The 13,785-nt window shown below is 54.0% G+C and carries 8 protein-coding genes and 1 tRNA gene; 3 read left to right on the top strand and 6 right to left on the bottom strand.

Going from position 1 to position 13,785, the window contains the following annotated elements; all coding sequences use genetic code 11:
- Positions 1–76, bottom strand: a tRNA-Asn gene (locus QN359_RS18275).
- A gap of 59 nt (positions 77–135) precedes the next feature.
- Positions 136–1,350, bottom strand: coding sequence for an amino acid aminotransferase (locus tag QN359_RS18270; protein WP_322249002.1), 1,215 nt, complete (start codon positions 1,348–1,350; stop codon positions 136–138).
- Between the two features lie 217 nt (positions 1,351–1,567).
- On the opposite strand from QN359_RS18270, the gene uvrB reads away from it, so the two are divergent.
- The gene (uvrB, locus tag QN359_RS18265) at positions 1,568–3,673 is read left to right on the top strand and encodes an excinuclease ABC subunit UvrB (RefSeq protein WP_322249001.1); all 2,106 of its coding nucleotides are present in this window, start codon (positions 1,568–1,570) and stop codon (positions 3,671–3,673) included.
- Positions 3,674–3,693: 20 nt separating this feature from the next.
- On the opposite strand, the gene QN359_RS18260 is transcribed toward uvrB, so the two are convergent.
- The 3 genes from QN359_RS18260 to cphA (QN359_RS18250) all read right to left on the bottom strand — a co-directional run bounded on the left by QN359_RS18260 (position 3,694) and on the right by cphA (QN359_RS18250) (position 10,034).
- Positions 3,694–5,007: a GGDEF domain-containing protein gene (locus QN359_RS18260; protein WP_322249000.1), complete on the bottom strand. Its 1,314-nt coding sequence runs from the start codon at positions 5,005–5,007 to the stop codon at positions 3,694–3,696.
- 156 nt (positions 5,008–5,163) lie between these two features.
- Positions 5,164–7,734 carry a cyanophycin synthetase gene (gene cphA, locus QN359_RS18255; RefSeq protein WP_322248999.1) on the bottom strand — a complete coding sequence of 857 codons (2,571 nt, stop codon included), beginning with the start codon at positions 7,732–7,734 and terminating at the stop codon, positions 5,164–5,166.
- 122 nt (positions 7,735–7,856) lie between these two features.
- Positions 7,857–10,034, bottom strand: a complete 2,178-nt coding sequence (cphA, locus tag QN359_RS18250; protein WP_322248998.1) for a cyanophycin synthetase — start codon at positions 10,032–10,034, stop codon at positions 7,857–7,859.
- 409 nt (positions 10,035–10,443) lie between these two features.
- On the opposite strand from cphA (QN359_RS18250), the gene QN359_RS18245 reads away from it, so the two are divergent.
- Both QN359_RS18245 and QN359_RS18240 read left to right on the top strand, forming a co-directional pair.
- Complete coding sequence (locus QN359_RS18245) at positions 10,444–12,699, top strand: ABC transporter ATP-binding protein (RefSeq protein ID WP_322248997.1); 2,256 nt, start codon at positions 10,444–10,446, stop codon at positions 12,697–12,699.
- 2 nt (positions 12,700–12,701) lie between these two features.
- Positions 12,702–13,172: a DUF1854 domain-containing protein gene (locus QN359_RS18240; protein ID WP_322248996.1), complete on the top strand. Its 471-nt coding sequence runs from the start codon at positions 12,702–12,704 to the stop codon at positions 13,170–13,172.
- A 200-nt stretch (positions 13,173–13,372) separates the two neighbouring features.
- Here the strand turns inward: QN359_RS18240 and QN359_RS18235 are convergent, their stop codons facing one another.
- Positions 13,373–13,765, bottom strand: coding sequence for a transposase (locus QN359_RS18235; protein ID WP_416352104.1), 393 nt, complete (start codon positions 13,763–13,765; stop codon positions 13,373–13,375).
- Positions 13,766–13,785 lie beyond the last annotated feature (20 nt).

Here is a 13,785-nt window from a genome sequence, read left to right as displayed (position 1 = left end):
TGGCTCCCCGACCTGGACTCGAACCAGGGACCTGCGGATTAACAGTCCGTCGCTCTACCAACTGAGCTATCAGGGAACAGAGACAAAGATTATATGCGCCGAACCATCACTTGTCAATGGTGCGGCGCGTGGGACTTACAAAACTTTGGCGATCGCAGCGATCACGTAGTCGATATTTTTATTGTTCAGGGCCGCCACGCAGATGCGGCCGGTATCGACGGCATAGATGGAGTTCTCGGCGCGCAGGCTTTCAACCTGTTGTTTGCTCAAGCCGGAGTAGGAAAACATGCCGCGTTGACGCATGACGAAATCAAAGTCATGGGCAGGCGCATGTTTTTTGAGTTCGGCGACGAAGGTTTCGCGCATGCCGCGTATGCGTACGCGCATCGCCGCCAGTTCTTGTTCCCACAATTGGCGCAATTCCGGCGTTGCCAACACGGTGGCGACAACTTGACCGCCGTGCAGTGGTGGATTCGAGTAATTGGTGCGAATCACGCGCTTCAATTGTGACATGACGCGGCTGGCTTGGGCGGCATCGGCAGCGACGATGCTCAGGGCACCGACGCGTTCGCCATACAGTGAGAAAGATTTGGAGAACGAGTTCGAAACAAACAGTGCTCCGCCGGCTGCGGCAAAGCGGCGTACCACTTCGCCATCGGCGTCGATGCCATCACCAAAACCTTGGTAAGCCATGTCGAGGAAGGGAATCAGGCCGCGTTCGACGACGACGGCGATGACTTCGGTCCATTGTGCGGCCGTCAGATCGGCCCCGGTAGGATTGTGGCAGCAGGCGTGCAGCAAGACGATGGCACCGGCTGGCATGGCGCGTAAGGCTGCCAGCATGCCGTCAAAATTGACGCCGCGCGTGGCCGCATCGTAGTAGGGGTAGGTATTGACGGTGAAGCCGGCCGATTCGAACAGGGCACGATGGTTTTCCCAGCTCGGATCGCTGATCCAGACTTGCGATTGCGGGGAGAAACGTTGCAGGAAGTCGGCGCCGAGTTTCAAGGCACCGGTGCCGCCTATCGCTTGCGCGGTAATCGCGCGTTTTTCTGTGATGACCGCGCTGTCTGCGCCGAAGACCAATTCTTGCACGGCCTTATCGTAAGCCGCCAAACCTTCGATAGGCAAATACGTGCGCGGGCTGAATTTGGCAATCATCAGGGCTTCGGCTTGTTTTACGCATTCGAGCAAAGGTACTTTGCCATTGTCATCGTAATAGACACCGACACCGAGGTTGACCTTGGCTGGATTCTGATCAGCATTGTAGCCTTCAGTGATGCCCAAGATCGGGTCGCGGGGTGCCATTTCTATGGCGGAAAACAGGGGAGAGTGGGTAGCAGCGGTCATCGTGATAATATGGAAAATTGTTTGTCGTCACCGACAAAAGAAGCTTGAAATGTTACTCAATGCGTATTACATGACTTACTTGACGATCTCCGGCAGGGTAAACCGGGCCTGATACGAGGGTTTTCGCGCGGTTGGCGGAAAACTTTGGCACAAACTTGGCGCGTTCGAATTTTTCAGAGTAAGTAAGAACCTCTATTTTAACAAAGGTCATAGCATCATGGCGGTTGCACCAGTGAATTCAGTTGCATTATCCGAAGGACTTGATGAAGCGAAATTCGTTTCTTATCCCGATTCGCCGTTTCAGCTCTATCAATTGTTCCAGCCGGCCGGTGATCAACCGGCGGCGATTACTAAACTCGTTGAAGGCTTGGATGACGGTTTGTCGTTCCAAACCTTGCTTGGCGTGACCGGTTCCGGCAAGACGTATACGATGGCCAATGTGATTGCGCGTACCGGTCGCCCGGCCATCATCTTTGCGCCGAACAAGACTTTGGCGGCGCAGTTGTACAGTGAGTTCCGCGAATTTTTCCCGCGTAATGCCGTCGAGTACTTCGTCAGTTACTACGATTACTATCAGCCTGAAGCCTATGTACCGCAGCGTGATTTGTTCATCGAGAAGGATTCGGCGATCAATGAGCATATCGAACAGATGCGCTTGTCGTGCACCAAGTCGCTCATGGAGCGGCGCGATGTGATCATCGTCGCCACCGTCTCGGCGATTTACGGTATCGGTAATCCTAACGAATACCATAAGATGATTCTGACCTTGCGCGCCAAGGACAAGGTCAGTCAGCGTGACTTGATCGCGCGCCTGATACAGATGCAATATTCGCGTAATGAAATCGACTTCGGGCGTGGCACCTTCCGCGTGCGTGGTGACACGATTGATATCTTCCCAGCCGAACATGCCGAGTTGGCGGTGCGGGTAGAGATGTTCGATGATGAAATCGAGAATTTGCAATTATTCGATCCGCTGACCGGTCGGATCAAGCAAAAAATTCCGCGTTTCACGGTGTATCCCGGCTCACATTACGTTACCCCGCGCGAGACGGTGTTGCGGGCGATAGAAACGATTAAGGTCGAATTGCGCGAGCGTTTGGAATTTTTCCGCCGCGAGAATAAGCTCATCGAAGAGCAACGGATTGAGCAACGCACCCGCTTCGATCTCGAAATGATGGCTGAGATCGGTTTTACCAAGGGCATCGAAAATTATTCGCGTCATTTGAGCGGTGCCAAAGCCGGCGAGCCGCCGCCGACCTTGGTTGATTATCTGCCGGCCGATGCCTTGATGTTTCTCGATGAATCGCATGTCTTGACCGGGCAACTCAACGGCATGTACAACGGCGACCGCGCGCGCAAAACCAATTTGGTGGATTACGGCTTTCGCTTGCCCTCGGCACTCGATAATCGTCCGCTCAAATTTGCTGAATTCGAGAGTAAATTGCGTCAAACGATTTTTGTCTCGGCCACACCAGGCGAGTATGAGCATCAACATGCCGATCAAGTGGTCGAGCAAGTGGTGCGGCCGACCGGTTTGGTTGACCCCGAGATTGAAGTGCGGCCGGCGCTGACCCAGGTCGATGATTTGATCAATGAGATCGTCGATCGGGTAGCGAAAAATGAGCGCGTCTTGGTGACCACGCTGACCAAGCGTATGTCGGAACAATTGACTGAGTTTTTAGGCGAAAACGGCATCAAGGTACGCTATTTACACAGTGATATTGATACGGTGGAGCGGGTGGAGATTATTCGCGATCTGCGCCTCGGTACCTTTGATGTGCTGGTTGGTATCAATTTGCTGCGCGAAGGTTTGGATATTCCAGAGGTTTCGCTGGTGGCGATTCTCGATGCCGACAAAGAAGGTTTCTTGCGCTCTGAACGCAGCTTGATACAGACCATAGGGCGGGCCGCGCGGAATTTGCATGGGAAGGCAATTCTGTATGCCGACAAAGTGACCGATTCCATGCGCCGCGCCATGGGAGAAACCGAACGGCGGCGTAATAAACAACTGGCCTTCAATCTGGAAAATAATATTACGCCTACCGGTATTCGCAAGCAGATCAAGGATATTATCGACGGCGTCTATAAACCGCAGGAAGCGCGCGAAGAATTGGCAGCGGCGCAGGAACAGGCGAAGTATGAGTTGATGAGCGAGAAGCAGATCAGCCGTGAAATCAAGCGTTTGGAAAAACTCATGCAAGAGCATGCGAAAAATCTGGAGTTTGAAAAAGCCGCCCAAGTGCGCGATGGTTTGGCGCAGCTCAAGCGGCAGTTATTCGGCGCTGGCGGCCATGATGTCAGCGCGGTGATTGCCCCTGCTTAAGCGAGGATACCAGCCGGCGCTTAGTCGGCTTGGCTGCAAATCCGGTTGCGTCCACCTTGTTTGGCCTGATACAGCATGGCATCGGCTTGCAAGAACATTTCATTTTCAGTCTTGCAAGCAGGGAAGGCGGCGACGCCACCGCTGAAACTGAATTGGCGATGTTCGCCGGGGGTGACTTCAAAAACTACTTTGCCGAATGCTTCGCGCATCAGGTCGAGTTTCTTCTGCCCTTCGGCCAGGGTGCAATTGGCGAACAAGATGACAAATTCTTCGCCGCCGAAACGACTGAGCAAATCGTGTTGGCCCAGCAGTGCCGATAAGACCAAGGACAGGCGTTTGATGACGATGTCACCGAAGTAGTGACCCCAGGTATCGTTGATGGTTTTGAATTTATCGATGTCGATGATGCCGTAGGTGAGCGGCGTATCGCTGCGACTGGCTTGGCGAATTTGTTCCAGGGCCTTGGTTTGCAAGCCTACTTTGTTGAGCAAGCCGGTGGCACGGTCGCGACTGATCAAGTCTTTACTGGCGCGGATTTTGTTGATACGGTTGAGCAATTGACGCGTGATGATGTCATCTTCGAGCGCCGTAAAAATTTCATCGAAACCGCTGTTGAGTGCTTGTCTTGCCAGCTCGGCGGAGGCAGTTTTCTGCATTAAAATGATTTCGCGGGCCAGATCGAATTCTATGTTTTTTTTCAAAACTCGTACCAAGGCTTCGGTATTAAGATACTTGGCCTCATCAATGAGCACGATATCTGGCTGGGTTTCTTTCACCAACAGATGCAGTGAGCGCGCATCTTGTGAGGTGATCACTTCAACGCGCTCAGCGGCCAACAGAGCCAGGTCGAGCGGCGCTTGCTCACCGAGATAGACAATGGTGTTGGTTTCGCCGCGTTGATGTAAGCCGAATAAATTGAATAATTTGTCGATCAACATGTCGTTGGTGATCGGTTTTTCTGCATAGGCGAGGCAATTGCTGTCGACTAATTTTTGTTGCAGCAAAAAGCGTTCGCCTTGGCGTACTGTTTGCAGGTAGACGTAATTGTGACGTGCTGGCAGTCTTTGCAACAAATCGCTGAGGAACATGGTTTGGCGCCGCTGTTGCTGCATATCGATTTGCATGTTGTAAAGCACATCGAGATCGATGACGAACAAATCATTGCCTTGCGAGTTTTGTACGGTCTCGACGAAGTCACGCATTTGATCGAAGAACAAGATGTCAAAATCATATTTGTGCGCGCTGAGCAATAGCTCATCTTTATTATCTTTAATAAAGAAGCTTTGCGTAAGCAACATGACTTTATTCTTGTACAGTGATTCTGTTTCAGCCATTGTTTCCCCGTGTGCTTTTGCTGCAGGACAAATCTTTCCCGTTAATTCTATACGAAAACGACCGTTTCCCAATGTTAATGATGTTGAATTCGTATTTGCTGTGGAAAAGAAAAATGCCGGCTTGTTATTCCGGCATTTTTTTGTAAATTAAATAATTTAACCGGCAGCAACGCGTGCGGCAATATGCTCTAGCGCGGCTTCCACTTGATCGATCAGGATCAAACACAGATCGCCTTCGCCCAGCCGTTCCAGCGCCAGATCAATGGCGATGAATTCGCCGGTAATTTCATCGATGCGCGTGGTTTTACTGGCAGTTTTCAAGCCTTCACGCAGCAAGGCCACCACTTCACCATCGGCGCGACCGCGTTGACACTGGTCTTGATACAGCACCACATCGTCAAAGGCTTCGCCGAGAATTTCTGTTTGTTGGCGAATATCTTGATCGCGCCGGTCGCCGGCACCGCTGATGACGACGGAACGGCGCTTGGCTGGCATGGTTTCGACTGCTTTGACCAGGGCCAGTATGGCGTCCGGATTATGTCCATAGTCGGCGATGACGGTGGCACCGCGGTAGTTGAAGACATTGAAACGTCCGGGTGCATTATCGGCTTCGTTGGCGAAGGATTTCAAGCCGGCGCGGATGGCGTCCCAACTGATGCCGACGGCCCAGGCTGCCGCTACCGAGGCCATCACATTTTCGACTTGGAAGCCGATGCTGCCGTGGCGGGTAATCGGAATCTCGGCCAAAGCAATGCTGTGACGGGTTTTTCCTTCGACCGCGACGAGTTCGCTGCGATCGATGTAGACCGTGCGCTTGCCCTGGGCGCGATGGGTGGTCATAACCGGGTGATACGGGTCGGCAGCAAAGAAGATCACCGGCGATGGACAATTGGCCGCCATGCTGACAACGATAGGGTCGGCGGCATTCAAGACGGCATAGCCATTATCGGCGACGTTTTGCACGATCACGCGTTTTAAGACAGCCAAGTCTTCGACTGTGGTGATGTAATTGAGGCCGAGGTGGTCGCCGGAACCGATATTGGTGACGACGGCGACTTGGCAGCGATCATACGCCAAGCCCTCACGTAGAACACCGCCGCGTGCCGTTTCGAATACGGCGGCATCGACGTCCGGATGCGAGAGCACATTGCGGGCGCTGCGCGGGCCGCTGCAGTCACCGCTGTCGATTTGATGACCGGCGACGTAGACGCCGTCGGTATTGGTCATACCGGTGCGTAAGCCGCTGGCGCTGAGCAAATGGGCGATCAAGCGTACTGTGGTGGTTTTGCCATTAGTACCGGTGACGGCGACGATGGGAATGCGGCCGTCTTCGCTTTCTTCAAACATGGCATTGACAATCGCTTCGCCCACTGCGCGGCCTTTACCGAACGAGGGTGATAAATGCATGCGCAAGCCGGGCGCAGCATTGACTTCAACGATGCCGCCGTTTTGCAATTCTATCGGTTTGAGCACGCTGTCGCACACCAGATCGACGCCGCAGATGTCCAGTCCTATCATTTGGGCCGCGGCGATGGCGCGCGCGGCGACTTCCGGATGGACATCATCGGTGACATCGGTGGCGCCGCCGCCGGTGGACAGATTAGCGTTATTTCGTAAGATCACGCGCTGCCCTTTCGGCGGTACCGATTCGGCGTGAAAGCCTTGTTTTTCCAGACTCGCCAGCGCGATGTCATCGAAACGTATCTTGGTCATCGAAGTTGAGTGACCGCTGCCGCGGCGCGGATCTTTATTCACTTGTTCGACCAGTTGGCGCACTGATTGCTTGCCATTGCCGACTACTTGTGGCGGGTCGCGTCGAGCGGCAGCGATGAGTTTGTTACCGATCACGAGCAGGCGGAAATCATTGCCGGGTAAGAAGCGCTCGACCAAGACGTCGTCGCGAAATTCACAGGCAGCATGGTAACCGGCTTCCAGTTGTTCACGCGTGGTGACATTCACCGTCACGCCCTTACCCTGGTTGCCATCTTTCGGTTTGACCACCACCGGTACGCCGATTTCCAGCGCCGCAGCCCAGGCATCGGCCGCGCTGTTGACGATACGGCCGAGCGGCACCGGCACACCGGCGGCGTGCAGTAATTTTTTGGTCAGCTCTTTATCCTGTGCAATGGCTTCGGCAATCGCACTGGTTCCATCCATTTCAGCCGCTTGAATTTTTCGCTGCCGACTGCCCCAGCCGAATACCACCAAGCTGCCGTCTGTCAGACGACGGTAGGGGATGTTGCGTGCCAAGGCAGCGTCAACGATCGCGCCGGTTGAGGGGCCGAGACGGACATCTTCATCGAGTTCACGCAATTGTTCGAGCGCCGCAGCGAGGTCGAAGGCATGGTTGTTGAGGGCGGCAGCGATCAGTTGTTCCGCTAATTCCACTGCCAGGCGGCCGACCGCTTCTTCCGAGTACTCGACTACGACTTGGAAAATTCCCGGTTCCAGTGTTTGCGTGGTACGGCTGAACGTCACCGGGCAGCCGGCCTGAGCTTGCAAGCCCAGCGCGGTCAGTTCGAAGACATGGGCAATCGGAATGGCATCGTGATGACCAGTCGGCTGCAAGATACTCAATTCCGGAAACAGGGCGCGCAAGCGGTCTTCAAAGCCGGGCAGATCGGTGATGGCCGCTTCGTTTGTGCTGCAGGTAACGATCGCCTCGACGGCGGTATGATGGCTCCAGAGGTTGGGACCACGCAGGGCACGGATACGAGATACTTCCATAAAACTTCATCCTGTTGAAAGGGGCTTGAATCAGGTGGCGCCGACATGTTTGTGGCGCCGCCTGTGACAATGTAAATCAAATTGGCGGTACTGGCGGGCAACACCAGGCTGCGCGGTAAGTTTTAAAAAGACGCGGTGTAGCTTGAATCAAAGGTCCTCAGGCCAGCGGCAATCAGTTCCGGACTGATGTTCAAGGCCCAGGCGGCAGCGATGGCAGCTAACAGGCTTTCAGCTTGCGCGACTTTGGACGGTTTGAGTACAGCCAGTGGCAACAGAGCGGTTTCTTGCTCACCTTCGGCCAAGACGATCTGCGAATCACGCGTAAACAGTACCCGGCCACCGGCCGCGCGATGCGCGCGCAGCGTCGGCAGTTCGCCGTCGAGCGCATAAAATATCACGCCGCCGTCGCACAGTGGGGCGAGTTCGACGACGGCCGCATCGGCACCGTTGAGAACCGCGAAACCTTCCGGTAACACCACATCAACCTGAGTACGCATAATTTTCAACATCTGCTCGGCATCGTGGATGTGGAATTCCGCTAATTCTTCAAAGCCTGCCATGTCGGTGACAACGCCAACGCTGCATTTGTCATACGCCAGACCATCGCTGAGGATGGCGCGGGCATTGGTTTCAAATACCGCCGCTTGGACCGAGCGATTGATCAGCAGGCGCTGACCGGCTTCCCAGTCGGCACACGGGCCGGCGGTGACTTGGCGTTTATTCAGATACAGCCCCTGCTGGCAGGCTACCCCGGTTTGTTTGCCGTCGACATGTAACAAGGCACCGACTATGCGTGCAATCAGGCTGGTGCCACGCGTACCGGCGACCCCAACGATGGCGATGCGGGCATTCTCTTGCGGCGCGAATAAATGGTCAACGATGGCTTTGCCGACTTCGCGGCCGGGGCCGTTGGCCGGTTTGATATGCGCCAGCAAGCCCGGGCTGGCATTGACTTCGATGATCGCTCCACGTTGCTGTGTCAGCGGTTTCGAGATATCTTCGACTACCAGATCGACTCCGGCAATATCGAGACCGATGATGCGCGCGGCCAGCGTGGCGGCCGCCGCGATGTCGGGATGAATGTCGTCGGTGACATCATGGGCGACATTGCCATTGAGCTGTATCAGTACTTTTTGCGCCGCCAACGGTACCGAGTCGGCCGTCATGCCTTGCCGTTTCAATTCCAGTACCACCTCGGCCGCGACGGCCGGATTGATCGCATTCAGTGGAAAATCTTCGGTGCTGCCGCGGCGCGGATCGGTGTTGATCTGCGCATCGACCAATTGGGTAACATTGCTGCTGCCGTCGCCGCTGACCCACAGCGATTCGCCGCGGCCGACCGCGACGATTTTATTTCCTACCACCAGGATGCGGTGTTCGTCGCCAGTGATGAAGCGTTCGACGATGACACTCTTGCTGTCACCTTTGCGCGCGGCTAATTCGTAAGCGGCAATCACATCGGCCTCACTCATCAGATTGAGCGATACGCCGCGGCCATGGTTGCCATCATACGGTTTGATGACCACCGGCAGGCCGATATCCTGTGCTTCTTCCCAGGCCTCGGCTGCACTGCGCACGATACAGCCTTCCGGCACCGGAATGCCGCAGGCTTTGAGTAGGGTTTTTGTTAAATCTTTGTCAGACGCGATGCCCTCGGCGATCGCACTGGTGCGGTCGGTTTCGGCAGTCCAGATGCGTCTTTGTGCGGCACCGTGGCCGAGTTGGACCAAGTTGCCATCGGTCAGACGCAGCGAGGGAATTTTGCGATCGGTGGCGGCGTCGACGATATTGGCCGTGCTCGGGCCGAGGCAACGCGCATCGACTAATTCGCGCAAGGCTTCAACTTGGCTCGCGAGATCGAAGGCTTGATCATTGATGGCCGCCATCAATAAGGCGCGCCCGGCTTCGAGCGCAGCGCGGCCAACTTGCTCTTCGCGCGTGCGAAAGGCCATTTTGTAAACGCCGACGGTGGCGGTGGAACGGGTTTGCCCGAAACCAGTGCGCATTCCTGCCAGGTTCTGCAATTCCAGCACCACATGTTCGAGTATATGTCCGGCCCAAGTGCCTTCGCGCAGGCGCTCGAGAAAGCCGCCGCGCTCGCCGACACCGCAACGATGCTCGATCAGACCTGGCAGGTAGCCGGTCAGGCGCTGGTACAGACCGGGCAGTTGATCTGACGGCGTCTCTTCGAGTGCGCCGATATCGAGCCAAGCTTCGATGACCGGCCGGTAAGTCCAGATATTCGGTCCGCGCAAATGAGTTACACGGAGAATGCGGATGTCTTTCTTCTTTGTCGTCATGTAAGTAATTTCTTCTTGGTCAGCTTATTCAAGCCTGGCCTGCTTATTTTTAGAATTTTTATTCGTTTATCAGAATTGCCGACACGCATTTTATTGCTAATTTAAGTGGAAAATAGGCAGATCAGCATGGTCTTTATCTGCTTGCAGCACGATCCGCCTGTCAAAGCAGGCGGGAACACAGCGCTTGCTGCTATACTTGCGCTCTAGCGCAATCGCTGAAACCCTCTTGATCAGCTTCATCTGATTATTTTCTTTCGATAGAATACCGTAAATTGCTGCTTCCGGGATACGGCTTCGGCCTATAACGGAAATCTAGTAAATGCTCACGGTTGGCGACTATTTTCTTTTTTTTCAAAAATTCTGCCCCGAATTGCTAAGGGGCAAGTGTAACAGCGGAGCTTTTCTGACGATGACGACCACCCCCATCCATCTTGCACCAACTGTAGTGAGTTTGCCGCTGCACTGGCAAACTGCCTTACAGCCTCAATTACTGCAAGATGAAAACGTGCTCAATGCCTTTGAGGTTGACTTGGACACGCAATTGCGTTTCCGCAAGGGCTTTGTCGTGGTGACCGACCGCGGCTTATTGTCTTGTGCCGCCGGCGAAGCGAGTTGGCAGCGCTGGGAATATCGTGACGGTTTGCAACTTACGCATCATGACCATGCCGGTGTCGGTCACTTGCGTTTGTGTGATGAGCATGGTTTGCTGGCCAGTTGGCGCTTCACTCTGGGGCAAAATTTGCTGGCGGTCCGTTTGCTCGATCAATTCCGCCTGCAATTACAAAGCCAGGTCAGCGGCTTGCCGGTGGCGGCGGCAGAGCAAAATATTTGTCCTAGTTGCAAAGCCGTACTCGAACCTGAGCAAGAGGAGTGTCCGATCTGTGCCAAGGTGCTGCATACGCCGCCTTCGACTTGGACGCTGTTGCGACTGTGGCGTTTCGCTCATCCTTACCGGCTGCAGTTGGCAATCGGCTTTACTCTGATGTTGTTGGGGACGGCCGCGCACATGATTCCGCGCTACCTGACCAAGCCTTTGACTGATGAAGTATTGATTCCTTATCAAAATGGCCAGACGGTTGATCCACAACTGGTGACTTGGTATATCGGCGGTTTGCTCGGTTCGGCCGTGCTGGCTTGGCTGTTGAGTTGGGGTAAAACCTATATTCTGGCCTTGGTATCGGAGCGTATCGGTGCCGACTTACGTACCGCTACTTACCAACATTTGCTTAAATTATCGTTGGAATACTTTGGCGGCAAGCGTACCGGCGATTTGATGTCGCGCATAGGCAGCGAGAGCGACCGTATTTGTGTCTATTTATCGCTGCATTTGCTCGATTTTGCCACCGATGTATTGATGTTCATCATGACCGCAGTAGCTTTGTTGCAAATTAATACCAAGCTCGCCCTGGTGACCATTTTGCCCTTGCCTTTCATCGCCTGGATGATTCATTTGGTGCGTGACAAGCTGCGCACCGGTTTTGAAAAGATCGACCGGGTGTGGGGTGAAGTCACCAATGTTTTGTCTGATACCATCCCCGGGATCCGCGTGGTGAAAGCTTTCGCGCAGGAAAAACGTGAAGCGGCGCGTTTTCGCGAAGCGAATCGCCACAATTTGATCGTCAACGACAAGCTCAATAAAATTTGGTCGCTGTTTTCACCTACGGTTTCCTTCCTCACCGATATCGGGATTTTGGTGGTGTGGGCTTTCGGTATATGGCAAGTCGCACGCAATGAAATCACGGTCGGCGCGCTGGTGGCGGCGGTGGCTTTTATCGGCAATTTTTATGGTCGTATCGATTCCATGAGCCGCATCGTTTCGGTGACACAAAAGTCGGCTTCGGCTGCTAAACGTATTTTTGATATTCTTGATCATGTTTCAAGCGTGCCTGATCCGCAGCAGCCGGTGCAGGTCAAGCAAGTGCAGGGTGCCATAGAATTACGCGAAGTTGGCTTCCGTTATGGTAACCGCCTGGTTAATCGCGGCATTAATCTGCAGATCAAACCGGGGGAAATGATCGGTTTGGTCGGTCACAGCGGTTCTGGCAAGAGTACCCTGGTTAATTTGATTTGCCGCTTTTACGATGTCTCGGAAGGGGCGATTCTGCTGGATGGCGTCGATATTCGTTCGTTTGCGGTGGAAGATTATCGTCGTAACATCGGTTTGGTATTGCAAGAGCCATTCCTGTTTTTCGGTACGATTGCGGAAAATATTGCCTACGGTCGGCCCAGCGCCAGTCGCAGCGAGATCATCGCCGCCGCACGCGCGGCACATGCGCATGAATTTATTCTGCGGCTGCCGCAAGGCTATGACTCCATGGTGGGTGAGCGCGGCCAAGGTTTGTCGGGCGGTGAGCGGCAGCGGGTGTCGATCGCGCGTGCCTTGCTGATTGATCCGCGCATACTGATCATGGACGAGGCGACCTCTTCGGTCGATTCGGAAACGGAAAAAGAAATCCAAAAAGCGCTCGACAACTTGGTGCAGGGGCGTACCACGATCGCGATTGCCCATCGTTTGTCGACACTGCACAAGGCCGATCGCCTGGTGGTGCTGGATCGTGGTGAAGTCGTCGAGGTTGGTCATCACGATGAACTGATGGCGCGCCAAGGCGCTTACTATAATTTGTATCAAGCACAGGCACGCAATGCTGAGCTGGTGGAGGAGTGAGCATGACAACGACAATATTAAGCTTGCACCGCGATCCGTATGATCGACTGGTGTTACGGAATGAAGCCGGTGAAGTGTTTGAGGCTGTGAGCCCGGTGCGCGCTTTTCCTATCCAGTCGCCGTTGGAACATATTTCACTCGTGCTCAGCGATGGGCGCGAGGTGGCTTGGATCGAGGCCTTGTCTGATTTGACCGAAGCGGCGCGTGCCTTGGTATTGGAAGAGTTGGATGGTCGCGAATTCATGCCGGAAATCGAGCACATCAGTAGCGTCAGCAGTTTTTCCGTGCCATGTACTTGGCGCGTCAGTACTGATCGTGGTGAGACCGAATTTATCCTCAAAGGCGACGAAGATATTCGCCGCATCGGTAGCGCTGCGCTGTTGATTACCGATAATCACGGCATCGGTTTTCTGATTCGCGATTTTACCGCGATGGATAAACACAGCCGCAAAATCCTCGACCGGTTTTTATAATCGCGCCTGCTCGGGCGTGTCAGCGGCAGCGGCGACACTCCCTTACTCTACTTCATCAAAAATCTGACTAGGGTTTGAAACCCCGGCCTTCAGAGGCCGTCGCAAAAGGGTTTTCAGTCGACATGTTATTCCCCCGTGCTCTCGCCTCGTCATTCCTGCGTAGGCGCACTGCTGTCCGGAATAAATTAATTGACATTTCATTAGAATAATCCCAATTGCAAACGCGCCATTTCTTCTACTTCTCTTCGTCGCTTTCGGTATTGAGAGATTTCCAAGTCTTGTCGTTGAAATAGAGTGGCGCGAATCACGCATAGACACTCCCAAAGGCTTTGTTTTAAGCCATGTGTCTGTTTGTAGAGCGCCACGAGTAAATAACTGATAAGTGCTGTCAATATCTGGATACGCACCGCGTTTTCGGTGCGTCCAAAAAATTGCTTGATCTTCAGGTGTTGCTTGATCCATTTGAAGAACAGTTCGATATCCCAGCGTTCTTTATAGCGCCGGGCAATGGTCAGCGCATCGCTGTTCAAATCATTGGTTGCCAGTACTAATGGCGTAGGTTTGTCGGCTCTGGCTACCGTAATGCAGCGCAAGGGCTTCTCGTACTGATTGA

Origin of the sequence: Undibacterium sp. 5I2 (genome assembly GCF_035019605.1) — a bacterium.
Classification (GTDB): Bacteria; Pseudomonadota; Gammaproteobacteria; order Burkholderiales; family Burkholderiaceae_D; genus Undibacterium.
This window is presented reverse-complemented; position numbering and strand designations above follow the sequence as displayed.